This window comes from Pseudonocardia ammonioxydans (assembly GCF_900115005.1).
Classification (GTDB): domain Bacteria; phylum Actinomycetota; class Actinomycetes; order Mycobacteriales; family Pseudonocardiaceae; genus Pseudonocardia; species Pseudonocardia ammonioxydans.
In genome coordinates this window covers 55,602-78,595 of sequence record NZ_FOUY01000030.1, presented here as the reverse complement: position 1 = coordinate 78,595, position 22,994 = coordinate 55,602, and the positions used below count along the sequence as shown (strand labels likewise).

19 protein-coding genes are annotated in these 22,994 nt (G+C 73.8%); 5 read left to right on the top strand and 14 right to left on the bottom strand.

Going from position 1 to position 22,994, the window contains the following annotated elements; all coding sequences use genetic code 11:
- Window positions 1-42 precede the first annotated feature (42 nt).
- Together arc and BM093_RS24475 are read right to left on the bottom strand one after the other, a co-directional pair.
- Entirely contained in the window at window positions 43-1,872 is a 1,830-nt protein-coding gene (gene arc / locus BM093_RS24480; RefSeq protein ID WP_093350192.1) for a proteasome ATPase, read from the bottom strand.
- A 216-nt stretch (window positions 1,873-2,088) separates the two neighbouring features.
- Complete coding sequence (locus tag BM093_RS24475; protein ID WP_093350240.1) at window positions 2,089-2,919, bottom strand: tRNA (adenine-N1)-methyltransferase; 831 nt, start codon at window positions 2,917-2,919, stop codon at window positions 2,089-2,091.
- A 451-nt stretch (window positions 2,920-3,370) separates the two neighbouring features.
- Here BM093_RS24475 and BM093_RS24470 point away from each other — a divergent pair, with 451 nt between their 5' ends.
- Both BM093_RS24470 and BM093_RS24465 read left to right on the top strand, forming a co-directional pair.
- Window positions 3,371-4,270 carry a RecB family exonuclease gene (locus tag BM093_RS24470; protein WP_093350189.1) on the top strand — a complete coding sequence of 300 codons (900 nt, stop codon included), beginning with the start codon at window positions 3,371-3,373 and terminating at the stop codon, window positions 4,268-4,270.
- Window positions 4,267-5,127 (top strand): thioesterase family protein, encoded by an 861-nt coding sequence (locus tag BM093_RS24465; RefSeq protein ID WP_093350186.1) that lies wholly within the window; start codon window positions 4,267-4,269, stop codon window positions 5,125-5,127. Before BM093_RS24470 ends, BM093_RS24465 begins: the two co-directional genes overlap by 4 nt.
- Before the next feature lie 3 nt (window positions 5,128-5,130).
- Here the strand turns inward: BM093_RS24465 and BM093_RS24460 are convergent, their stop codons facing one another.
- Window positions 5,131-5,940: a TetR/AcrR family transcriptional regulator gene (locus BM093_RS24460; RefSeq protein ID WP_177238680.1), complete on the bottom strand. Its 810-nt coding sequence runs from the start codon at window positions 5,938-5,940 to the stop codon at window positions 5,131-5,133.
- Between the two features lie 187 nt (window positions 5,941-6,127).
- Between BM093_RS24460 and BM093_RS24455 the strand changes: the two genes are divergently transcribed.
- A complete protein-coding gene (locus tag BM093_RS24455) occupies window positions 6,128-7,540 on the top strand; it encodes an MFS transporter (RefSeq protein ID WP_093350183.1) in 1,413 nt (470 codons plus the stop codon).
- Window positions 7,541-7,660: 120 nt separating this feature from the next.
- On the opposite strand, the gene hisG is transcribed toward BM093_RS24455, so the two are convergent.
- The 4 genes from hisG to metH all read right to left on the bottom strand — a co-directional run bounded on the left by hisG (window position 7,661) and on the right by metH (window position 13,525).
- Window positions 7,661-8,554: an ATP phosphoribosyltransferase gene (gene hisG, locus BM093_RS24450; RefSeq protein ID WP_093350180.1), complete on the bottom strand. Its 894-nt coding sequence runs from the start codon at window positions 8,552-8,554 to the stop codon at window positions 7,661-7,663.
- Window positions 8,555-8,642: 88 nt separating this feature from the next.
- Window positions 8,643-8,906 carry a phosphoribosyl-ATP diphosphatase gene (locus tag BM093_RS24445; protein WP_010227420.1) on the bottom strand — a complete coding sequence of 88 codons (264 nt, stop codon included), beginning with the start codon at window positions 8,904-8,906 and terminating at the stop codon, window positions 8,643-8,645.
- 277 nt (window positions 8,907-9,183) lie between these two features.
- The gene (locus BM093_RS24440; protein ID WP_093350175.1) at window positions 9,184-9,873 is read right to left on the bottom strand and encodes an HAD family hydrolase; all 690 of its coding nucleotides are present in this window, start codon (window positions 9,871-9,873) and stop codon (window positions 9,184-9,186) included.
- Window positions 9,866-13,525: a methionine synthase gene (gene metH / locus BM093_RS24435; protein WP_245773774.1), complete on the bottom strand. Its 3,660-nt coding sequence runs from the start codon at window positions 13,523-13,525 to the stop codon at window positions 9,866-9,868. The genes BM093_RS24440 and metH overlap by 8 nt, the downstream gene beginning before the upstream one ends.
- A 173-nt stretch (window positions 13,526-13,698) precedes the next feature.
- On the opposite strand from metH, the gene BM093_RS24430 reads away from it, so the two are divergent.
- Window positions 13,699-14,589, top strand: a complete 891-nt coding sequence (locus BM093_RS24430) for a PAC2 family protein (RefSeq protein WP_093350169.1) — start codon at window positions 13,699-13,701, stop codon at window positions 14,587-14,589.
- A gap of 8 nt (window positions 14,590-14,597) precedes the next feature.
- Window positions 14,598-15,746: an MFS transporter gene (locus tag BM093_RS24425; protein ID WP_093350166.1), complete on the top strand. Its 1,149-nt coding sequence runs from the start codon at window positions 14,598-14,600 to the stop codon at window positions 15,744-15,746.
- Here BM093_RS24425 and BM093_RS24420 read toward each other — a convergent pair.
- Genes BM093_RS24420 through BM093_RS24390 form a run of 7 tightly spaced genes read right to left on the bottom strand, consistent with a single transcriptional unit; the run spans window position 15,733 to window position 22,874 of the window.
- On the bottom strand, window positions 15,733-16,098 hold the full coding sequence (locus tag BM093_RS24420) for a DUF2237 family protein (protein ID WP_093350163.1): 366 nt from the start codon (window positions 16,096-16,098) through the stop codon (window positions 15,733-15,735). The two genes, BM093_RS24425 and BM093_RS24420, sit on opposite strands and share 14 nt — an antisense overlap.
- 55 nt (window positions 16,099-16,153) lie before the next feature.
- Complete coding sequence (mshC, locus tag BM093_RS24415) at window positions 16,154-17,392, bottom strand: cysteine--1-D-myo-inosityl 2-amino-2-deoxy-alpha-D-glucopyranoside ligase (protein ID WP_093350159.1); 1,239 nt, start codon at window positions 17,390-17,392, stop codon at window positions 16,154-16,156.
- Window positions 17,393-17,423: 31 nt separating this feature from the next.
- Window positions 17,424-18,917 carry a sodium:solute symporter gene (locus BM093_RS24410; protein WP_245773771.1) on the bottom strand — a complete coding sequence of 498 codons (1,494 nt, stop codon included), beginning with the start codon at window positions 18,915-18,917 and terminating at the stop codon, window positions 17,424-17,426.
- Between the two features lie 36 nt (window positions 18,918-18,953).
- Entirely contained in the window at window positions 18,954-20,144 is a 1,191-nt protein-coding gene (locus BM093_RS24405) for an anhydro-N-acetylmuramic acid kinase (RefSeq protein WP_093350156.1), read from the bottom strand.
- Window positions 20,141-21,118 (bottom strand): N-acetylmuramic acid 6-phosphate etherase, encoded by a 978-nt coding sequence (locus tag BM093_RS24400; RefSeq protein ID WP_245773770.1) that lies wholly within the window; start codon window positions 21,116-21,118, stop codon window positions 20,141-20,143. Before BM093_RS24400 ends, BM093_RS24405 begins: the two co-directional genes overlap by 4 nt.
- Window positions 21,115-22,164 (bottom strand): BadF/BadG/BcrA/BcrD ATPase family protein, encoded by a 1,050-nt coding sequence (locus BM093_RS24395; protein WP_093350153.1) that lies wholly within the window; start codon window positions 22,162-22,164, stop codon window positions 21,115-21,117. The genes BM093_RS24400 and BM093_RS24395 overlap by 4 nt, the downstream gene beginning before the upstream one ends.
- Entirely contained in the window at window positions 22,161-22,874 is a 714-nt protein-coding gene (locus BM093_RS24390; protein WP_093350148.1) for a GntR family transcriptional regulator, read from the bottom strand. Before BM093_RS24390 ends, BM093_RS24395 begins: the two co-directional genes overlap by 4 nt.
- Window positions 22,875-22,994: the final 120 nt, after the last annotated feature.

The window sequence follows — 22,994 nt, the reverse complement described above, 5'->3', positions numbered from 1 at the left end:
CGCACGCTCGGTGCGACGGGGCCCGTCCGGTGTGTGGGGCGTCTACAGGTACTGGCCGGTGTTCGACGCGGTGTCGATCGCCCGGCCGGCGGCCTCGTTCTTGCCGGTGACCAGGGTGCGGATGTAGACGATCCGCTCGCCCTTCTTGCCCGAGATCCGGGCCCAGTCGTCCGGGTTGGTGGTGTTGGGCAGGTCCTCGTTCTCGGCGAACTCGTCGACGATCGCGTCGAGCAGGTGCTGGACCCGCAGGCCCGGCTGACCGGACTCGAGCACCGACTTGATCGCGGACTTCTTCGCCCGGTCCACGATGTTCTGGATCATCGCGCCGGAGTTGAAGTCCTTGAAGTAGAGGGTCTCCTTGTCCCCGTTGGCGTAGGTGACCTCGAGGAAGCGGTTCTCCTCCGACTCGTCGTACATCCGCTCGGTGATCCGCTGGATCATCCCGCCCACGCAGGCCTCGCGGCTGCCGCCGAACTCGGCGATGTCGTCGGCGTGGATGGGCAGCGACTCGGTGATGTACTTGGAGAAGATGTCCTGCGCACCCTCGGCGTCCGGACGCTCGATCTTGATCTTCACGTCCAGCCGGCCCGGACGCAGGATCGCCGGGTCGATCATGTCCTCACGGTTCGAGGCACCGATCACGATGACGTTCTCCAGGCCCTCGACGCCGTCGATCTCGGCGAGGAGCTGGGGGACGATCGTCGTCTCGACGTCGGAGGACACACCCGAGCCACGGGTCCGGAAGATCGAGTCCATCTCGTCGAAGAACACGATCACCGGGGTACCGGCGGAGGCCTTCTCCCGGGCTCGCTGGAAGATCAGCCGGATGTGCCGCTCGGTCTCGCCGACGAACTTGTTGAGCAGCTCCGGGCCCTTGATGTTGAGGAAGAACGCCCGGCCCTCGTCCGGGTCGTCCCCGCGCTCGGCGGCGATCTTCTTCGCCAGCGAGTTCGCGACCGCCTTCGCGATCAGCGTCTTGCCGCAGCCGGGCGGGCCGTAGAGCAGCACGCCCTTCGGCGGGGTCAGCTCGTAGCGGGTGTAGAGCTCCTGGTGCAGGAACGGCAGCTCCACCGCGTCCTGGATCTGCTCGATCTGCCGGGACAGGCCACCGATGTCGGAGTAGGAGATGTCGGGCACCTCCTCCAGCACGAGGTCCTCGACCTCGGCCTTCGCGACCCGCTCGTAGGCGTAGCCCGCCCGCGTGTCGACCATGAGGGAGTCGCCGGACTTCAGCGGGCTGGTGCCCTCCTCCTGCCCGAGGTCGAACAGCGGTGCGGCGAGCCACACCACCCGCTCCTCGTCGGAGTGCCCGACGACCAGGCCGCGACCGGCCGAGCCGTCGTCCCCGGGGCGGGAGACGATCTCGCGCAGCGAGTAGAGGTCACCGACCTGCTCGAAGCCCATCGCCTCGACCACGGTGAGGGCCTCGTTCAGCCGCACCGACTGGCCACTGCGGAGATCGGTGCCGTCCACCGCGGGCGACACCGGGACGCGCATCCGGCGGCCCGAGGTGAACACGTCGACCGTCTCGTCGTCGTAGCGGCCCAGGAAGACCCCGTAGCCGGACGGCGGCTGGGCCAGCCGGTCGACCTCCTCGCGGAGTGCGACCAACTGCCCCCGGGCCTCCTTGAGGGTCTCGGTGAGCTTCTCGTTGCGGGCGTTGAGGGCGGAGAGCCGGCTCGTGGTCTCGGCCAGACGCTGCTCCAGCACCCGGGCGTGCCGGGGCGTCTCGGTCAACCGCTGGCGCAGTGTCGCGATCTCGTTCTCGAGGTGACGGATGTGCTCGGCGGCCTCAGCAGGGCTGAGCCCGCCGTGCCCGCTGCCAGACTGGAAATCCTGCCTGCCGGGACCGTCGTCGTAGGGGTGGTTCACGGCAGCCTCCCTCCGTGTTCCGTCTCACCACGGTACCCGGGCGGGTGTACCGCGGCGGTGCGTCGAACCGGTGATCCGGGACTCAGCCGGTCGGCACCACGTGGTCACTCTGCGGCTTTCTGCCCGTCACCGCCACGTTCACACGGGGAGGTTCGGATGAAGTTCGTGTTCCGGCCGGGCGCGTCGCGCTCGGCTACCACGGCGACCGGTGCCGGGTCAGCGTCCGGTCGGGCGACGCTGCGGCCGAGGTGGGCTGACGCCGTCCGCCAGCCGGCGGCTGGTCACCAGGAACGCGGTGTGGGCGATCATCCGGTGTTCGGGCCGGACCGCGAGCCCCACCACGTGCCAGGGCCGGACCATCGCCTCCCAGGCCTCCGGCTCGGTCCAGCACTGCATCTCGCGCAGCTTCTCGGTGAGCATCGACAGCTGGGTCGTCGTGGCGACGTAGCCGACCAGGATCCCGCCGGGGACCAGGTGCTCGCGCACCGTGTCCAGGACGTCCCACGGGGAGAGCATGTCGAGGATCACCCGGTCGACCTCGCCACGGTGCTCGCGCACATCGGCGACGGTCAGCTCCCAGTTCGGCGGGCGCTCCCCGAAGAACTTCTCGACGTTGCCGACCGCGTGCGGGGCGTGGTCGTCGCGGACCTCGTAGGAGATCACCCGCCCGGTCGGGCCGACCGCCTGCAGCAGCGAGCAGGTCAGCGCCCCGGAACCGGCACCGGCCTCCAGCACCCGGGCGCCGGGGAACACGTCGCCCCACATCAGGATCTGCGCGGCGTCCTTCGGGTAGATCACCTGGGCGCCGCGGGGCATGGAGAGCACGTAGTCGGCCAGGCGCGGGCGCAGCGCCAGGTAGGGGGTGTTGGCCGCGGAGTGGACGAGGCTGCCCTCGGGGGCGCCGATGATGTCGTCGTGCTCGATCTGGCCGCGGTGGGTGTGGTACGCCCCGCCGGCCTCCAGGACGACGGTGTAGTGCCGCCCCTTCGGGTCGGTCAGCTGGACCCGGTCGCCCACCCGGAACGGGCCGCCCCGGCGCGGCGGCACCCAGCCGCTGCCGGGCGCCGGGTCACCGCCGGGGTCCGGCACCGTGTCACTGCCGGGGTCCGGCACCGTGCCACCGCCGGGGTCCGGCGCCAGGTCACTGCCGGGCGCCGTGTCACCGCCCGGGCCGGGCCCCGTGTCACCGCCGGGGTCGGGCGCCGTGGCGTCGGCGGCGGCGGGCGCGGTGTCGGCGGCGGCGTGGCCGGGCAGGTCGTGCACGGGCGACGACGCTAACGACGGTGCCGGGGAGCACCGCGGTCGGGGTGCCTCGGTCGGGCGGTCTCGGTCGGGTGCCGCGCTCGGGCTGCCACGGTCGGAGTGCCGCGAGCGGGCTGCCACGGTCGGAGTGCCACCGTCGCGGACGGCCGCCGGGAGCAGCACCGCCGGGGCACGCCACAGCCGGCACGGCCGTCGCCGAGCCCCGCTGTCGGGGGTGTCGCCTACCCTTCCGATCATGACCGCACCGGGGGCCGCGCCCGCGGCGGCCGGGGAGCTCCCCCGCCCGCCGGCACTGTCGCCGTCGCGCGCGGCGGACTTCCGGCGCTGCCCGCTGCTCTACCGGTTCCGGGCCGTGGACCGCATCCCGGAGCCCCCGTCGCGGGCCCAGGTCCGCGGCACGCTCGTGCACGCGGTGCTGGAGCGGCTCTACGCCCTCGACCCGGCCGGGCGCACCCCGGCGGCGGCGCGGGCACTGCTCGGCCCGTGCTGGGACGAGCTCGCCGGGGCGTGGCCGGAGGCGGCAGCCCTGTTCGACCCGGCCCCGGCCCCGGCCGGCGGCGCGCCCACCCCGGAGCTCGCGACGTGGCTCGACTCGGCCGCGGCCCTGCTGGACACCTACTTCACCCTCGAGGACCCGGCAGCCGTCCCGGCCACGGCGGTCGAGATTCGGATCGAGACGACGCTGTCGACGCCCGGCGGGCCGGTCCCGCTGCGCGGCATCCTGGACCGGCTCGACGAGGGCCCCGGCGGGTCGCTGCGGGTGGTCGACTACAAGACCGGTGCGACGCCCGGCGAGGGGTTCGAGGGCGCGGCGCTGTTCCAGCTGAAGTTCTACGCGCTCGCGGTGCTGCTGGCACGCGGCCGCGTCCCGGACGAGCTGCGGCTGCTCTACCTCGCCGGCGGCACCACGCTCACCTACCGCCCGGACGAGGCCGAGCTGCACCGCTTCGCCCGGCTGCTCGACGCCGTCTGGACGGCGATCCGCCGGGCCGCCCCGACCGGGGACTTCCGGCCCAACCCGGGTCCGGCGTGCCGCAGCTGCGACCACCGGGCGCTGTGTCCGGCCTGGGACGGCGCTCCCCCGCCGTACCCGGGGTGGCCCGGCGACGGCGCGGGCACCGCCGACGGGGCATGATCGCGGGCGTGAGTGCACTGCTCCCGATCCCGCCCGGACCGTTCTACCTGCCGCGTGGTGAGCACACCGACGACTCCGGGGCGAGCGTCGCCGAGTTCGAGGCGACGCTGTCGACCACCGGACCCTGGTACGCCGACGCCCAGCACATGGGACCGCCCTCGGCACTGCTCGCCCGGGCGCTGGAGCGGCTGCCCGAGTCGCGCCCGGGCGGGGCGGCGGCCGGGACGCGGATCGCGCGGGTGACCGTCGAGGTGCTCGGGATGGTCCCGGCCGGGCCGCTGACGGTGACGGCCCAGGTCGAACGCCCCGGGCGGACGATCGAGCTGCTCTCGGCGACCATGCGGGCCGGTGGGCGCGACGTCCTGCGGGCGCGGGCGTGGCGGCTCGCCGCCGGGGACACGGCGTCCGCGGTCCGGGGGACGGTGCCGCCGCTGCCCGGGCCGCAGGACGGCACCGTCCACACCGAGCGCCCGGACGGCTGGCTGCCCGGCTTCCTCGACGCCGTCGAGTGGTGCTGGCTCGACGAGGGCGCGCTGGACGCCCCCGGCCCGGCGCGCGCCTGGATCCGGCTGCGGGTCCCGCTGGTCGAGGGCGAGGAGCCGACCCCGTTGCAGCGGCTCATGGTCGCCGCGGACTGCGCGAACGGCGTCGCCGCGGAGCTGGACGTGCGGCAGTGGCTGTTCGTCAACACCGAGCTGACCGTGCACCTGCACCGCGCGCCGGAGGGCGAGTGGATGGGGGTGGACGCCGCCACCGTGATCGGCCCGGACGGGCTCGGCACGTGCTCGGCGACCCTGTTCGACCCGGCCGGGCACACCGGCCGGATCGCCCAGGCGCTGACCGTCCGGTCCCGCTGACCCTCAGCCGGACCCGGCCTGGGCGAGCAGGCCGTCGACGAGCGCCCGCAGCCCCGCGGCGTAGGTGTCGCGGGCGGCCAGCTCCGGCCAGCGGTCCCCGATCGCGCCGAGCCGGGGGTGCCGGTCGGGGTCGACGTGGCTGCTCAGTGCCGGGGCCGGGCCGCTGAACAGGTCATCGCGGCGGGAGACCCGGCCGTCCGAGCGCGCCCGGACCAGGATCTCGCCGACGGTGTAGTACCAGACGCAGCGGAACACGTGCACCGCCTGCTCCGGCGTGCACCCGTGGTCGACGGCGCCTGCGACGATCGCCTCGACCAGCCACAACGCGGAGTCGCCGACGCGGGCGAGGAAGCCGTCGGTGGTGAGCACCTCGGCGGCCCAGGGCCAGGCGGCCAGGGTGTCGTGGGCGGCGACACCGGCCGCGACGATGCGCTCGCGCGGGTCGGCGGGCAACTCGGGGCGCGTGAGCCGGTCGAACCGCTCGTTGATCAGCTGGACCAGCAGGTCCTCCCGGTCCCGCACGTGGTGGTAGAGCGTCATCGTCCCGACGCCCACCTCGGTGGCCAGCCGGCGCAACGTCAGCTTCTCCCAGCCGTCCCGCTCGAGGATGCGGTGGGCCCCCGCCAGGATCTCCGCGCGCGAGGTCCGCGGGGGCCGGCCGGTACGCCCCCGGCCGGAGCCGGACGGGCCGGAATGCGGGCCGTCGGCACGCTGCGGGTCGGCACGCTGCGGGTCGGCACGCTGCGGGTCGGCACGCTGCGGGTCGGCACGCTGCGGGTCGGCACGGGACGACTCGGAACTGGACCTGGACACGAGCCCCATCGTGCTCCCCCGCCGACCGCGGCCGGCGTCGCGGTGCCGGTCCGCGGACGCACGGACGCACCGGCGGTGCGGGACCGGCGGTGCGGGACCGGCGGTGCGGGACCGGCGGTGCGGGACCGGCGGTGCGGAACACGGAAACACGATTGACCGCCCGGCACCGCGGCGTACCTTTCGATACATGTACGAAAAATCGACGAACGCCCGTCTCACGCTGGCCGCGGTGGCGGTCGTGCAGTTCATGGTGTCGCTGGATCTGTCGGTGGTGAACGTCGGCCTGCCGCGCATCGCGGACGGGCTCGGCTTCGGCCCCACCGGGCTGACCTGGGTCGTCCACGCCTACGCACTCGCCTTCGGCGGCCTGCTGCTCCTCGGTGGTGCGGCCGCTGACACCTACGGCCGCCGGCGGGTCCTGCTGCTGGGGCTCGGCCTGTTCGCGCTCGCCTCCCTCGCCGGCGGCGCCGCGACCGAACCGTGGCACCTGGTCGCCGCCCGCGCGGCGCAGGGCTTCGGGGCCGCCGCGCTGGCCCCGGCCGCGCTGGCGCTGCTGAGTACCACGTTCCCGGCCGGGCGGGCCCGGGTGACGGCGTTCGGCGTCTGGAGCGCGATGAACGCCGCGGGCGGCGCGCTCGGGGTGCTGGTCGGCGGCGTGCTCACCGAGTACGCCGGCTGGCGCTGGGTGATGCTGGTGAACGTGCCCATGGCCGTCGGTGCCTGGGCGCTGGCCCGGTTCGGTGTGGCGGCCGACCCGCCCGGGGCCCGCGACGGCCGCCCGGACGTCCTCGGCGCCGTCCTGGTCACCGCGGGCCTGACGCTGCTCGTGTTCGGGGTCGTCCGCACCGACCGCGGCGGGTGGTCCTCCCCCACCACGGTGGCGACCCTGGCCGTCGCGGCCGCACTGCTGGCCGCGTTCGTCCACGTCGAGCGGACCACCGCGCGGCGACCGCTGGTCCGGCTCGGGCTGCTCACCCACCGCGCGGTCGCCGGTGCGAACGCCTACAACCTGCTGGTCGGCGCCGCCATGGCCTCGGCGTTCTACTTCGTGTCCCTCTACGTGCAGCAGGTGCTCGGCACCGGACCTGCGCTCACCGGGCTGCAGTTCCTGCCGTTCGCCCTCGGGGTCGTCGCCGGCTCCGTGCTCGCCGTCCGGCTCGGCTACCGGCTCCCGGCCCGGACCCTGCTGGTGGCCGGCGGGCTGCTGACCGCCACCGGGTTCGCCTGGTTCTCCCTGATCAGCCCGGACGGCACGTTCCTCGTCCACGTCCTCGGGCCCTCGATCGTCGCCGGGAGCGGGTTCGGGCTCTGCCTCGGGCCGCTGGTCTCGACCGCGACCGCCGGCGTCGCGGTGCACGAGACCGGGACGGCGTCCGGCCTGCTCAACAGCTCCCGCCAGCTCGGGGCCTCACTCGGGCTGGCCGCGCTCGGCACGGCCGCCCACCAGCGCAGCGGGCCCGCGGCCACGCCCGAGGCGCTCACCGCCGGGTACGCCCTCGGGCTGGGCATCTGCGCGGCGCTCCTGCTGGCCGCGGCGGCACTCGCCGGCACCGTGCTGCGCCCCACCGCCCCCGCCCCGGCGGCCCGGGCGGTGGCATGACAGGCGGTGGCATGACGGGCGCACCCGGTGGAGCAGCCGCCCCACCGACGGCGGCGGCCCGCCCCGGAGCGTGTCCGGGACGGGCCGTCGTCGGTGGGGAACGGACGTCGGTGGGGGCGGTCAGGCGTCCTCGTGGGTGTGGGTCGTCATCGCGCGGCAGGACCGGATCTCCGAGGTCAGGATCGCCGTGGCGCCGATCTGGGCGAGCCGGTCCATGACCCGGTTGGTGTCCTTGGTCGGCACCATCGTGCGGACCGCGACCCAGCCGGCCTTGCGCAGCGGCGACACCGTGGGCGCCTGCAGGCCCGGGGCGACCGTCTCCACGTCGGGCAGCAGCGACTCCGGGCAGTCGAAGTCCATCATCAGGTACTCGCGGGCGAGCACGACACCCTGCAGCCGGTCGGCGAACACCCGCTTGATCGAGGTCACGTGACCCTCCTCGACCCGGTCCGGGCGCTTCTCCCGCTCGATCAGCGTCGCCTGCGAGGTCGCGATCGGCTCGCCGATGACCTGCAGCCCGTGCTGGCGCAGCGTGCGCCCGGAGGAGACGACGTCGGCGATCGCGTCGGCCAGCCCGAGCTGGATGGAGATCTCCACCGCGCCGTCGAGCTTGACGATCTCGGCGCCGATCCGCTTACCGGACAGGTAGGACCGGACCAGCCGCGGGTACGAGGTCGCGATCTTGCGGCCGTCGAGGTCCTCGAGCTTCCAGTCCGCGTCGGTCGGGGCCGCGAAGTGGAAGCGGGACTTGCCGAAGCCCAGCGCCAGGACCTGCTGGGTCTGGCTGCCCGACTCCTCCATCAGGTCGAAACCGGTCACCCCGAGGTGCAGGTCACCCTTGCCGACGTAGGTCGCGATGTCCTTCGGCCGCAGGTAGAAGAACTCGATCTCGTTCTCCTCGTCGACCACGCTGAGGTCGCGCGAGTCGGTCCGCTGGCGGTACCCGGCCTCGCGCATCATGGTGGCGGCGGGCTCGGCCAGGGTGCCCTTGTTCGGCAGTGCCACGCGGAGCATTGATGCTCTCCTGAAATCGCTGTGGGTCTGGAAAGTCGGTGGGTGCCCGGAGGATCGGTGGGCACCCGGAACCGGGGCCCGGTCCGGCCTACAGGTGCTTGTACACGTCCTCGAGGGCGAGCCCGCGCTGAATCATGATCACCTGGAGCCGGTAGAGCAACTGTGAGATCTCCTCGGCCAGCTCGTCGTCGCCCTGGTACTCGGCGGCGAGCCACACCTCGCCCGCCTCCTCCAGCACCTTCTTGCCCTGGGCGTGCACCCCGGCGTCCAGCGCGGCGACGGTTCCGGAGCCCGCCGGCCGCTCCGTGGCCTTGGCCTGCAGCTCGGCGAACAGTCCGTCGAAAGTCTTCACGTGCATCGACCCCTTTCGCCACCAGTGTGAACGGTGGCGGGAATCGCGCGTGCGGGTACCCGGGGGTACGGAGCCGTGCGGGCCACGCACCGCGCCGGATGGTTCACCCGGTGTGACGCTGCGGAGTGCCGACGGCCGTTCGTCGCGGTCGGCGGACCGTTCGCGCACGATCTCGGGGCCCGACGGTGCTCAGGAGGGGCCGGGCGGGCCGGCCGGGAGCGGACCCGGACGCCGGGGGAACACCACCCCGCGCCGGATCCGCTCGCGCACCCGTCGGTCAGCCCCGGGCCCGCACGGTGGCGAGCACCTCGGCGAGACCGGCCGGCGTCATCCCGGCCAGGCTCTCCCGCAGCACCCGCCGCGGCCCCGGTGGCACCTCGAGCTCGCAGGGCACCACCAGGACGGCGCAGCCGGCCCGCTCGGCGGACAGTGCGCCGGTCGGCGAGTCCTCCACCGCGACGCAGTCCGCCGGGTCGGCCCCGAGCAGCTCCGCCCCGCGCCGGTAGGGCTCCGGCGCCGGCTTCGGCTCGGTGACCTCGTCACCCGGCACGACGGCCGTGAAGTGCTCCCGGCCCAGCGTGTCCAGCGCGCGGTCCACCAGCACCCGGATGGTGTTGGTGACCAGCACCGCCGGGACCTGCTCGGCGCGCAGTGCGCCGAGCAGCTCCCGCGCGCCGGGGCGCCAGGGCACCCCGTGCGTGAACAGCTCGCCGGCCCGCTCGTAGAACCACTCACCGGTCTCGCGGTACTCCTGCTCCGGGACCCGGTGCGGATCACGCCCGGCCTCCCGGAAGCAGATCCGCAACGACGAGTCCAGCGACCCGCCGACCGACTCCCGGCGGGCCTGCGTGGTCAGCGGGTCCCCGCCCAGGTGCTTCATGAGGTCGTTGAGGGCGACCTCCCACACCTTCTCGGAGTCGATGAGCGTGCCGTCCATGTCGAGCAGCACGCCGGCCAACTCAGGCATCGGGTGTGTACCCCAGGTTGGGCCGCAGCCACTTCTCCACGTACTCGACCTCGACGTCGAGTCGCCGCGCGTAGTCGGTGACCTGGTCCTGGCCGATCCGGCCCACGGTGAAGTACCGGGACTCGGGGTGGGCGAACATCATGCCGCTCACCGCCGCGGCCGGCGTCATCGCGTAGGACTCGGTCAGCGCGACCCCCAGCTCCTCGGCACCCAGCATGTCGAACAGCGGGCGCTTGAGCGTGTGGTCCGGGCAGGCCGGGTAACCGAACGCCGGCCGGATGCCCCGGAACTTCTCGCCGAGCAGCTCCTCGAGCGGCTGGTCGGCGTCGGGCTCGAACCACTCGCGGCGGGCGTGGAGGTGCGCGTACTCGGCGAACGCCTCGGCGAGGCGGTCGGCGAGCGCCTTGACCATGATGGCCCGGTAGTCGTCGAGGGCGTCCTCGTACTCCTTGGCCATCGCCTCGGCGCCGTGGATCGACACCGCGAACGCACCCAGGTGGTCCCCCTCGGGGGCCACGTAGTCGACCAGGCTGCGGTTGGCGCGGCCCTCGGGCTTCACCGTCTGCTGGCGCAGCATCGGCAGCCGCACGTCACCCGACTCCGGACGTACCACGATGTCCTCGCCGTCGGCGTGTGCCGGCCAGAAGCCGTACACCCCGCGCGCGGTGAACCGGTCGTTCGCGATGATGTCGTCGAGCATCGCGTTGGCGTCGTCGAAGAGCTCCCGCGCGACCGGCGACTCGAGGATCTGCGGGTACTTGCCCTTCACCTCCCAGGCCAGGAACAGGAACTGCCAGTCGATCAGCTCGCGCAGCTCCGCGATCGTCGGGGTGCACGGGCGCACGCCGGTGAACTGCGGCTCCGGCAGGTCGTCGAACCCGACGCGCTCGAAGTTGGCCTTGGCCTCCTCGAAGGGCAGCAGCGGCTTGGACTCGCGGCCGGCGTGCTGCTCACGCAGCCGCTCCTGGTCCTCCCCGTTGGTCTTGGCCAGTGCGTCGGCCCGGTCCTCGTCGAGCAGGTCGGAGACGACCCCGACGACCCGCGAGGCGTCGAGCACGTGCAGCACGTTGCCCTGGTATGACGGCGCGATCTTCACCGCCGTGTGCTGCTTCGAGGTGGTCGCACCGCCGATGAGCAGCGGCAGCTTGAGCCCGCGGCGCTCCATCTCCGCGGCCACCGCGACCATCTCGTCCAGCGACGGGGTGATCAGCCCGGACAGCCCGACGGCGTCGGCGCCCTCGGCCACCGCGGTGTCCAGGATCGTCTGGGCCGGGACCATCACGCCGAGGTCGATGACCTCGTAGTTGTTGCAGCCCAGCACCACGCCGACGATGTTCTTGCCGATGTCGTGCACGTCGCCCTTGACCGTGGCCATGACGACCTTGCCGTTGCCCCGCTCGGACTGGAGCTCGCCGCGGGCCTTCGCCTCCTCCTTCTCCTGCTCCATGAAGGGCTCGAGGTAGGCCACCGCACGCTTCATCACACGCGCGGACTTCACGACCTGCGGCAGGAACATCTTGCCGTCGCCGAACAGGTCGCCGACGATCTTCATGCCGTCCATCAGCGGGCCCTCGATCACCTCGAGGGCCTTGGTGGCCTCCGCACGGGCCTCCTCGGCGTCGTCCTCGATGAAGTCGACGATCCCGTGCACCATCGCGTGCGAGATGCGCGCCTGGACGTCGTTCTCCCGCCAGGACAGGTCGAGCTCCCGGCGGGTGCCCTCGCCCTTGAACCGGTCGGCGTTGTCGACCAGCCGGTCGGTCGCGTCCTCCCGGCGGTTGAACAGGACGTCCTCGACCATCTCGAGCAGTTCCGGCGGGATGTCCTGGTAGACCGCCAGCTGGCCGGCGTTGACGATGCCCATGTCCAGGCCGGCCTTGATGGCGTGGAACAGGAACGCCGAGTCCATCGCCTCGCGCACGACGTTGTTGCCGCGGAACGAGAACGACAGGTTCGAGACACCACCGGAGATGTGCGCGCCGGGGCACCGCTCCTTGATCCGCGGAGCGGCCTCGATGAAGTACTTCGCGTAGTTGGCGTGCTCCTCGATGCCCGTACCGATGGCGAGGATGTTCGGGTCGAAGATGATGTCCTGCGGCGGGAACCCGGCCTGCTCGACCAGCAGGTCGTAGGCCCGGCCGCAGATCTCGACCTTGCGGTCGGCGGTGTCGGCCTGACCGGTCTCGTCGAACGCCATGACCACGACGCCCGCGCCGTAGCTCTTGATCGTGCGGGCCTGCGCCAGGAAGGGCTCCTCGCCCTCCTTGAGGCTGATCGAGTTGACGATGCCCTTGCCCTGGACGCACTGCAGACCGGCCTCGATCACCGGCCAGCGCGAGCTGTCGATCATGATCGGCAGGCGGGCGACCTCGGGCTCGGTGGCCAGCAGGTTCAGGAACGTCCGCATCTCCTCGTGCGACTCGAGGAGGTCGGCGTCCATGTTGACGTCGAGGATGTTCGCGCCGCCCCGGACCATGTCCAGGGCGACCTCGAGTGCGCCGGAGTAGTCCTTGGCCTCGATCAGCCGGCGGAACCGCTTCGAACCGGTGACGTTGGTCCGCTCACCGATCATCACGAAACCGGTGTCGGGGCTGATCTCGAACCGCTCCAGCCCGGAGAACCGGGTGCGGTCCGAGGCCTCGACCGGCGTGCGGGGCGCGAGCCCCTTGACCTGCTCGGCGATGTGCCGGATGTGATCCGGGCCGGTGCCGCAGCACCCGCCGACGATGTTCACCAACCCGGACTCGGCGAACTCGCGCAGGAACGCCGCGGTCTGCTCCGGGGTCTCGTCGTAACCGCCGAACGCGTTCGGCAGACCCGCGTTGGGGTAGGTCGCGACGAAGGTGTCGCTGAGCTCGGACAGCGCGAGCGCGTGCGGGCGCATCTCGTCCGCACCCAGGGCACAGTTCAGGCCGACGACCAGCGGGTCGGCGTGCCGGATGGAGGTCCAGAACGCGTCCACGGTCTGCCCCGACAGGGTGCGGCCGGACCGGTCGACGATCGTCACCGAGATCCACACCGGCAGGTGCGGCGCGACGTCGTGCGCGGCCTGCAGCGCGGCCTTCGAGTTCAGCGTGTCGAAGATCGTCTCGATCAGCAGGACGTCGACCCCGCCGTCGTCGAGCGCGGCGATCTGCTCGGCGTAGGAGTCGTACACGTCCTGGTAGGTCACCGCACGGAAGGCGGGGTCCTCCACCTTCGGCGACAGCGAGAGGGTCACGTTCAGCGGGCCGATCGAGCCCGCGACCCACTTCGGCTCGCCGGTGGCCTGCTCCGCCTCGTCCGCCGCCTGGCGGGCCAGCTTCGCCGCGGCGACGTTCATCTCCTTCACCTTGGCCTCGAGGCCGTAGTCGGCCTGGCCGATGGTGGTGGCGGTGAAGGTGTTGGTCGTCGTCAGGTCCGCGCCGGCGTCGAAGTAGTCACGGTGCGCCTGCAGGATCAGGTCCGGACGAGTGAGGTTCAGCAGGTCCGGGTCACCGGTGGTGTCCTTGTGATGTCCCTCCAGCCAGTCGGCCTGATAGTCCGTGGGAGAGAGGCCCAGGCCTTGGATGACCGTCCCCCAGGCACCGTCGATGACCCCGATCCGGGTCCCGAGTAGGTCCCTCAGCTGCTGGGTCCTGCGCTCCGCACCACGGACCCGCTCCGGGTCCACCGTGTGGGTGTGGATGTCGCCGTCCGAGGTAGTGCTCACCGAGTGATCCGCTCCCGTCGTAGATGACACGATCGGTCAGGCTACCTCCCCTCGGGACCGAACCCGGCTTCTACGACGTCCCGGACAGGGGTAGGAGCCGGGTACGGCGGGTCCCGGAGTCGTAGGCTGGACCGATGACCGACCGAGAGCCGAGCACCGCGGGCGGCGACTCCGCGCCCGACCTGGTCGAGCCGGTCCTCATCGCCGCGTTCGAGGGCTGGAACGACGCCGGGGAGGCCGCGAGCACCGCGTGTGAGCACCTGGAGCTCAGCTGGGACGCCGAGCCGTTGACCTCGATCGATCCCGAGGAGTACTACGACTTCCAGGTGACCCGCCCGCACGTGAAGCTCTCCGGTGGGGTGACCCGGCGGATCGAGTGGCAGACGACGCGGTTGTCGTGGGCGACGCTGCCCGGAACCGACCGGCACGTCGTGCTCGTCAACGGCATCGAGCCGAACCTGCGCTGGCGCTCGTTCTGCGCAGAACTCGTCGGGCACGCCGAGCGGCTCGGGGTGACCAAGGTCATCACTTTGGGCGCGTTGCTCACCGAGGTCCCGCACACCCGCCCCACCCCGGTCAACGGCACCGCGTGGGACGTCGAGGCGTTCGAGGAGATGGCGACCGAGCCGGCCAACTACGAGGGCCCGACCGGGATCGTCGCGGTGTTCCAGCAGGCCTGCGTGCAGGCCGGGATCCCCGCGCTGTCCTACTGGGCCGAGGTGCCGCACTACGTCTCCCAGGCGCAGGTCCCGAAGGCGGCCGTGGCGCTGCTGCACCGGATCGAGGAGGCACTCGACGTCGAGGTGCCGCTGGGCTCGCTGCCGGAGAAGGCCGAGGAGTGGGAGCGGACGGTGTCGGAGATGGCCGACGCCGACGACGAGGTGCGCGAGTACGTCCGCCAGCTCGAGGAGCAGGCCTCCGAGTCCGACGCCGAGGGGACCCGCACCCGGATGCAGGAGACCTCCGGGGACTCCATCGCGGCCGACTTCGAGCGCTACCTGCGCCGCCGCGGCCCGAACGCCTGACGCCGGCGGTGGGGGCCCTTCCGGCGCTCCGGCGGGGCGCGCTGTTCGCCGGCGCCTTCCTCGGGCCGTTCGGCGGCGGGCTGACCGCGGCGATGCTGCCCGAGCTGGGGGCCGACTTCGGCGTGCCCACCGCGACCGCCTCGGTGTCGATCACGGCGTACCTGCTGCCGTTCGCGGGCGCGATGCTGGTGTCCGGCACGCTCGGCGAGCGGTGGGGCCGGGCCCGCACCGTCGTCGCCGGGTACGCGCTCTACGTCGTCGCGTCGCTGGCCTGCGTGCTGGCGGCGTCCTGGACGGTGTTCCTGGCCGGGCGCGCCCTGCAGGGCCTGGCGAACGCGTTCACCACTCCCCTGCTGCTGGCCGCGCTCGCCGCGGCGGTCGAGCCGGACCGCCTCGGCCGGGCGCTGGGCTGGTTCGGCTCGCTGCAGGCCGCCGGGCAGACCTCGGCGCCGCTGTTCGGCGGGCTGGCCGCCGAGGTGGACTGGCGGCTGTCGTTCGGCGGGGCGGCCGCGGTGGCGCTGCTGCTCGCCGCGGTCGGGATCCCGGGCGGCGCGGCACCGGCGCCGCGCGGCGGCCCGCGGCCGCGGCTGCGGTCGGCGTGGTCCCGACCGGTGCTGCGGCTCGGTCTCGTCGCCGGACTGGGCTGGGGCTGCCTGGCCGGGCTGAACTTCCTGCTCGCGCTCCGGCTCGAGGAGGACTTCGGGCTCGGCGCGGGCCCACGCGGGCTGGTGCTCACCGCGCTCGGGGTCGCCGGGATCCTCACCGCCCGGCTGATCGGCGGCGCGGTGGACCGGCTCGGACCGCGCCGGTGCGTGCTGGCCGGCGCGGTCGGCGGCGGCGTGCTCGTCGCGCTGATGGGGTTCGTGCCGCTGCTGGGCGCGGTCGTCGCCTGCTGGGCGCTGGGCGGGGTGTGCAGCCAGCTGATCCTGGTCGGAGTGAACGCCCTGGTGCTGGGCTCCGGCCTGCCGAACAGCGCGGGTGCGATCTCGGTGGTGCAGGCCGTGCGTTTCGCGGGGACCGCCGCCTCCCCGGTGGCGCTGACACCGGTCTACCACGCCGACCCGCTGGCCGGGTTCCTCGTGCCCGCGGGCCTGCTGGTGGCCGGGGTGCCCGCGGTGCTGGCGCTCGACCGGGACCCGGGGGTCAGCCGGGGCTGACGGCGTGCGCGCGCAGGTCGTCGAGGTCGACCCACTCCAGCGTGCGGGCGTGGGTGGCCTCGAGGACCACCTGCGGCGCGGCGCCCTCGCGCAGCGCCTCGGCCCAGCGGCTCGCGCACAGGCACCAGCGGTCGCCGGGAGCGAGTCCGGCGAAGCCGAACTCCGGGCGCGGGGTGGACAGGTCGTTGCCCTGCTCGCGGGAGAAGTCCAGGAACTCCGCGGTCACCCGGGCACAGACCGTGTGCACACCGGCGTCGTCACCGCCGGTGTCGCAGCATCCGTTGCGGTAGAAACCGGTCAGCGGGTCGGTCGAGCAGGTCGCCAGCTCGCCGCCGAGCACGTTGCGGGCCATGCCGCCATTCGACCACGCCCCGCCGACGGTCCCCGGCCCCGGACGGGCCGGGACGTCAGAGACGCACGCCGAGCAGGGCGTCCAGGGCGGTGCGGGCCAGCTGCGGCGCACCGGTGTCGGTGCCGCGGCGGGTCAGCGCCTCCTCGGCCCAGGCGTCGACGGCCGCGAGCGCCCCGGGGGTGTCGAGGTCGTCGGCCAGGTGCGTGCGCAGCTTGGTCACCAGCTCGGACGCGTCCGGGCCCGCCTCGAGCTCCACGGCCTCGCGCCAGCGGGCCACCCGCTGCTCGCCGCGCGCGTGCACGTCGTCGGTCCAGGAGCGGTCGACGCGGTAGTGCCCGTCGAGCAGCGCGACCCGGATGACGTTCGGGTCCACCTCGGAGTTGCGCAGCTTGGACACGAAGACCAGGTTCCCCTTGGACTTCGACATCTTCTCGCCGTCCAGCCCGATCATCCCGGTGTGCACGTAGTGCCGCGCGAACGGGTGCTCGCCGGTCAGCGACTCGGCGTGCAGCGCCCCGCACTCGTGGTGCGGGAAGATCAGGTCCGAGCCGCCGCCGTTGAGGTCGATCTGCGGGCCGAGCCGGTTCAGCCCGATCGCGGCGCACTCGACGTGCCAGCCGGGGCGGCCCCGGCCGAGGCCGGAGTCCCAGGACGGCTCGCCGGGGCGGGCCATCCGCCACAGCAGCGGGTCGAGCGGGTTGCGCTTGCCGGGCCGGTCCGGGTCACCGCCGCGTTCCGCGGAGAACCGCAGCATCGTGTCCAGGTCGTAGTTCGACTCGTAGCCGAACCGCCCGGTCGCCTCGACGTCGTGGTAGACGTCCGGGTACTCGGGGTCGTCGAGCCGGTACGCCGCCCCGGAGGCGACGAGCTTCTCGACCAGCTCGGCGATCTCCGGGATCGACTCCACCGCGCCGACGAACTGGCGCGGCGGCAGCACCCGCAGCGCCTCCATGTCCTCCCGGAACAGCGCGGTCTCGCGCAGGCCGAGCACGACCCAGTCGTCCTGGTCGCGTTCGGCACGCTCGAGCAGCGGCTCGTCGATGTCGGTGACGTTCTGGACGTAGTGCACCTCGTGCCCGAGGTCGCGCCACAGCCGGTTGACCAGGTCGAACGTCAGGTAGGTCGCCGCGTGGCCCAGGTGCGTCGCGTCGTAGGGGGTGATGCCGCAGACGTACATCGTCGCGACCGGGCCCGGGGCGGTCGGTCGGACCCGACCGGTGGCGGTGTCGTGCAGCCGCAGCGGTGGTCCGCTGCCCTCCAGTGCCGGGACGTCGGTCGGGGCCCAGGTGTCCATACGGTCAAACCTACCTGCGTGTCGGGTGCGCTCACGCATCCGAACGCGCGGCGTCGTCCGCGGATTCCCGCCGCACCGCCGTGCGGTGGCGCAACGCCAGCAGAGACCCCAGGACCATCGTGATGACCAGGCCGATCGCGGTGTACCAGGTGAAGCCGACGGCGTCCGGGGCGAACAGGAACAGCGACCCCATCACCGCGACGGCGACCGCGAACCCGGCGATCGCATCACCCTGGCGCGCCCGCGGGACGAACATGCCCAGCGCGAACGCCCCCAGCAGCCCGCCGTAGGTGATCCCGGCCACCGACAGGCCCAGCTCGACGACCGGGTCGTCGGTGGAGGTGAACAGGTTCGCGAACACGATGAAGACCAGGCCCCAGCCGAGCGTCGTCGTCCGGGACAGCCGGATGCCCTGCCGCGCGGTCAGCTCGCGCCGGGACAGCGTCTGCACCAGGTCGATCACCGTCGACGACGACAGCGCCGACAGCGACGAGCTCAGGGTCGACATCGCCGCGGCGAGGATCCCGGCGAGCAGCAGGCCGGAGACCCCGGTGGGCAGGCCCTCGACGATGAACCTCGGGAAGATCTCGTCCCCGGTCTGCAGGCCGAGCTGGGCCGGCGACGCGCCGCGGTAGTAGCCCCACAGGAACAGGCCGACGACCAGGAACAGCGCGAACTGCACCGCGACGATCACGGCGGAGAAGATCAGCGCCTTCTGCCCGTCGCGCACGGTGCGGCACGACAGCAGCCGCTGCACGATGATCTGGTCGACGCCGTGGCTGGCCATCGACAGCAGCGCGCCGCCGACGACCGCGGTCAGGAACGCGTACGGCTCGGAGACCGGGTTCGAGGCGAAGTCGAGCAGCTGGGTCTTGCCCTGGGCGACCGCGTCGTCCCAGAAGCCGGCGGGCAGCTGCGGGCCGATCACGGCCAGCGCGACGATCCCGCCCACCATGTAGAGGGCCATCTGCATGACGTCGGTCCAGACCACCGCCCGGATCCCGCCCAGGAAGGTGTAGGCGACGGTCACCAGCGACAGCACCACGATGATCCAGAAGAACGACACGTCGATGCCGAGCCCGGACAGGATGACCTTGACCGGGATGGCCGCGGCGAACATCCGCACGCCGTCGGCGAGCAGCCGGGTCAGCAGGAACGCCACCGACGCGGTGCCCTGCATGCCGCGGCCGAACCGCTGCCCGAGGTAGCCGTAGGCGGTGGTGAGCTTCCCGGCGGCGTAGCGCGGCAGCAGCACGAACGCGACGACGATCCGCCCGATCAGGTAGCCCAGCGCCAGCTGCAGGTAGGTCAGCGACCCGAGGTAGGCCACCGTCGGCACGCTGATCACCGTCAGGGCCGAGGTCTCGGTCGCGACGACCGACAGCGAGATCGCCCACCAGGGCAGCTCCCGCCCGCCGAGGAAGTAGTCGTCGTTGGACCGTTGCCGCCCGGACATCCAGAGCCCGATGCCCAGCGAGAGCACCAGGTAGGCGACGATCACGATCAGGTCGAGGGTGCGCAGCATCGCGGCTCCCGGTCTGGTGGTGGCAGGTGGTCCGGCTCAGGTCCCGGGTGGGGCGGCTCCCGCGCCGACCCGCAGCCGGGCAGGTGGCTCCGCCGGCCCGGGCAGGCGCAACGGGTGGGCGCCGGGGCTGATCCGCCCGGCGATCGTGGGGGCGCGGGCCCCGGTGCAGGACGGGACGGTCGAGGGCACGCCGTGCCAGGTCAGGAACCCGAGCAGGGCGAACAGCAGGGCCTCCTTCCCGTCGCCGGGCAGGCCCGTCTCCGAGATCGGGACGAGCCGGGCCGGGGCGAGGTGGCGCTCCAGCGCGGCGACCATTGCGGGGTTGCGCGCCCCGCCGCCGGAGACCAGCACCTCGCGCACGCCGTGCGGGCGCAGCGCGTCGGCGACGGTGGTCGCGGTCAGCTCGACGAGGGTGGCGAGCAGGTCGTCGAGCGCGATCGCGCGCCCGCCCAGCACCCGGTCGACGTAGCCGGTGTCGAACAGCTCCTTGCCGGTGCTCTTCGGCGGGCGCAGCCCGTAGTACGGCTCGGCCTGCAGCCGGGCCAGCGCGTGCTCGTCGACGGTGCCGCGGGCGGCGCGCCGGCCGTCGGTGTCGCGGTGCTCGCCGGTCGCGGCCCGCACGGCGGCGTCGAGCAGCGCGTTGGCCGGGCCGGTGTCGAAGGCTGTGGTCGCTCCCGCCGGGCCGACCACGGTCACGTTGGCGATCCCGCCCAGGTTCAGCGCGGCCACCGGTCCCCCCGCCCGCGCGGCGCGGTCGCCGAGCAGCAGCACGTCGAGGACGGAGGCGAGCGGCGCGCCGTGCCCGCCCGCGGCGACGTCGCGGGCGCGCAGGTCCGACACCACGGGCAGGCCGGTGGCCTCGGCGATCCAGGCCGGCTGGCCGAGCTGCAGGGTCCCGTGCACCCGGTCGCCCTCGACCCAGTGGAACAGCGTCTGGCCGTGGGAGGCGACGAGGTCGGCGCGCCCACCGGCGAGGTCGTCGATGCCGCGCAGCGCGGCCGTGGCGAATGCCCGGCCGAGCCCGGTGTCGATCCGGGCGACGGCGTCGAGCGTGGTCGGGGCGGGCGGCAGGGCGTCCAGGACGGCCGTGCGCAGCTCCGGTGCGAACGGCACCTCCAGATGCCCCAGCGGGGTGAAAACGACGGTGTCGCCGGTGAGCTCCAGCTCGGCCGCGGCGACGTCGATGCCGTCGACCGAGGTGCCCGAGGACAGCCCGACGACGATCACCGGGTGCTCCCGGCGGCGACCGTGAGCGCGCGGGCGACCCGGCCCCCGGCAGCGCTCAGCGCCGCGGCCGCGCGCCGGGCGTCGACACCCGCGAGCAGGGCGACGATCGCGGTCTTGGCGTGTCCGCCGGCGTCGTCGAGGGCGGACCGGACCGCGTCCGGCTCCGCCCCGGTGGCCTCGCCGACGATCCGCTCGGCCCGCACCCGCAGCTTCACGTTGGTGGCGGCCACGTCGACCATCAGGTTGCGGTGCACCTTGCCCAGCCGCACCATCACGGCCGTCGACAGCGCGGTGAGCAGCATCTTCTGGCTGGTCCCGGCCTTCATCCGGGTCGAGCCGGCGACGATCTCCGGGCCGGTGTCGAGGATGATCGCGACGTCGGCGAGCGCGGCGAGCCGGCTGCCCGGGTTGTTCGCGACCGAGGCCGTCGCGGCCCCGGCCGCGCGGGCGGCGACGAGCAGCGCGCAGGCGTACGGGGTGCGGCCGGACGCGCTCACCGCGATCACCAGGTCGTCCGGGCCGGGGTCCAGCGCGGCCAGGTCGGCCGCCGCGGCGGCGGTGTCGTCCTCGGCGCCCTCGACCGCCGCGGTCATCGCCGCGGGGCCACCCGCCAGCAGCGCGACGACCCGGTCGGCGCCGACGCCGTAGGTGGGGGCGAGCTCGGTGGCGTCGAGGACTGCGAGCCGGCCGGCGGTCCCGGCGCCGCCGTAGATCATCCGGCCGCCGCGGTCCAGGCATCCGACGGCGAGCTCGGCGACCGCGGCGATCCGGTCCGCCTCGGCGTGCACCGCACCGGCCACCGCGACGTCCTCCCCGGTGATCAGCTCGACGAGCCGGCGGGTGGACCACTGGTCCAGGTCGGTGAGATCGGGACGGGAGCGCTCGGTGGCGAGCGCGCCCAGGTTCTCGGCCGGCAGATCCTCGGCCGGCGGGTCCGCGGCCGGCAGGTCCCCGGTCGGCAGCTCCCCGGTCACCGGGCGTCTCCGGTCGTCTGCACGAGCAGGGCGTGGTGCGGCACGGTCGGGTCCTCCAGGATCAGACGGGCACCGTCGAGGGCGTCACCGAGCGGGCGGGTACGGGACAGCGAACGGGCGGCGAGCGCCGTGTCGAGGTGCCCGGTCAGGGCCCCACCGGCGGCGAGGAGGCCGCCACCGCACGCGACCGCGCAGGTACCGGCGCCGGGGGTGCCGCGGTGCCGGTCCCGGCGCGGTCCGCCGGAGGGTGCAGCGCCGCTCGGGCTCCGGGTGGGCGCCCCGCCGACCCGCGCCTCCTCCGATCCGCCGGTCCGGTCCCCCGCGAGCCGGTCCCGCGCTGCGGCTGCGGCGTCGGCGAGGGCCGTGGCGGCCCGGGCGACGATCGTCGTGGCGACCGGGTTGCCGTCGTCGGCGGCCGCCAGGACGTCGGGGGCGAAGGCCGCGATCTCCCGGGGCGGGTTGTCCGAGCCGTGGACGCGGCCGGGCAGCCCCTCCGGATCGCCGTAGCGTTCGCGCAGCAGCGCGAGCAGCGCCGCGGATCCGCCGGGCCGCCCGTCGTGCGACCGCAGCGCCGCAGCCAGGCCGGCCCGGCCGATGGCGTAGCCGCCGCCGTCGTCGCCGAGCAGGTGGCCCCAGCCGTCCACCCGGGCGCACCGACCGCCGTCGTCGATCCCCAGCGCCACCGTCCCGGTGCCCGCGGCCAGCACCACACCGGGCGCACCGCCCAGCGCGCCCGCGTGCCAGGTCGTCATGTCGCTGGTCAGCAGCACCCGCACGGCCGGGCCGAACCGGGCGCGCAGGCCGTCGGCCAGCGCGGAGGCCCGCTGCGGGGCGGACGCCAGCCCGGCCAGTCCCGCACCGACGGCGTCCGGTGCGGGCCAGCCGCCGGTGGCACCGGCGACGGCGGTGAGGGCGCGGGCGACCCCGTCGCGGTCGGCCACCCCGGCCGCCCCGGCCCACGCGCCGGTCGCGACCCGCACACCGTGCTCCACCAGCGCCGCGCGGCAGCCGGTCTTGCCGACGTCGAGCGTCAGCAGCCGGGTCACGGCGTCACCGCCGGGACCGCGACCGGCGCGATCTCGGTCTCGATGCGGTAGCGGTCGCCGCGGTAGACCGCCCGGACGAACTCGAGCACCCGTCCGCCGCTGTCCCGGGTGACCCGTTCGAACAGCAGCGCGGGGCTGTGCACCGGCACCCCGAGCAGCGTGGACTCGGGCCCGTCGGTGACGGTCGGCTCGATGGACTGCCGGCCGCCCGCCACGGCGTGGCCGTGCCGGGCCAGCAACTCGTAGTACGACGACGCGGCCAGCGCCTCCTCGTCCAGCCCGGGCACGAGGTCGGCCGGGACGTGCAGGGTCTCCAGGGCCATCGGCTCGGCATCGGCGAGGCGCAGGCGCAGCGCCCGGACGACGGTCGCGTCCGGCGAGACCTCCAGCCTGCGCCCCAGCCGGGGACCGGCCGGACCACTCTCGAACTCCACGATCCGGGTGGCCGGCTCCAGGCCGCGGGCCCGCATGTCGGCGGAGAACGACGTGGCGGTGAGCGCGTGCGCGATCCGCGGCCCGACGGCGAACACGCCCGCGCCCTGCCTGCGACGCAGGCGACCGGCCGCGACCAGCTCGTCGACGGCCCGGCGCAGCGTGGTGCGCGAGACGCCGACCTCGCGGGCGAGCTCGCGCTCGGGCGGCAGGGGCTCACCCGCCGCCATCGCGTCCACCCGCTCGCGCAGCTCGTCGTGCAGCCGCCGGTACTTCATCGTCCCTCCCAAAAGATGGACCAGTGGTACAGTTTTGCCCGGCGAAATGCAAGGGTGGCGCCGGACCACTGGTCCGCTGCCGGACGCACCGACTGGTCCGGTCCACCTGCGGTGCCCGCC

What these genes read in the sequence shown, in the direction of transcription:
- BM093_RS24465 (WP_093350186.1), top strand. Translation starts at nt 4,267, where the DNA reads ATGATCGCGGGCGTGAGTGCACTGCTCCCGATCCCGCCCGGACCGTTC.
- BM093_RS24420 (WP_093350163.1), bottom strand. Translation starts at nt 16,098, where the DNA reads ATGGCCCGCAACGTGCTCGGCGGCGAGCTGGCGACCTGCTCGACCGAC.
- BM093_RS24455 (WP_093350183.1), top strand. Translation starts at nt 6,128, where the DNA reads ATGTACGAAAAATCGACGAACGCCCGTCTCACGCTGGCCGCGGTGGCG.
- mshC (WP_093350159.1), bottom strand. Translation starts at nt 17,392, where the DNA reads ATGGACACCTGGGCCCCGACCGACGTCCCGGCACTGGAGGGCAGCGGA.
- BM093_RS24430 (WP_093350169.1), top strand. Translation starts at nt 13,699, where the DNA reads ATGACCGACCGAGAGCCGAGCACCGCGGGCGGCGACTCCGCGCCCGAC.
- BM093_RS24440 (WP_093350175.1), bottom strand. Translation starts at nt 9,873, where the DNA reads ATGCCTGAGTTGGCCGGCGTGCTGCTCGACATGGACGGCACGCTCATC.
- hisG (WP_093350180.1), bottom strand. Translation starts at nt 8,554, where the DNA reads ATGCTCCGCGTGGCACTGCCGAACAAGGGCACCCTGGCCGAGCCCGCC.
- BM093_RS24470 (WP_093350189.1), top strand. Translation starts at nt 3,371, where the DNA reads ATGACCGCACCGGGGGCCGCGCCCGCGGCGGCCGGGGAGCTCCCCCGC.
- BM093_RS24390 (WP_093350148.1), bottom strand. Translation starts at nt 22,874, where the DNA reads ATGAAGTACCGGCGGCTGCACGACGAGCTGCGCGAGCGGGTGGACGCG.
- BM093_RS24410 (WP_245773771.1), bottom strand. Translation starts at nt 18,917, where the DNA reads ATGCTGCGCACCCTCGACCTGATCGTGATCGTCGCCTACCTGGTGCTC.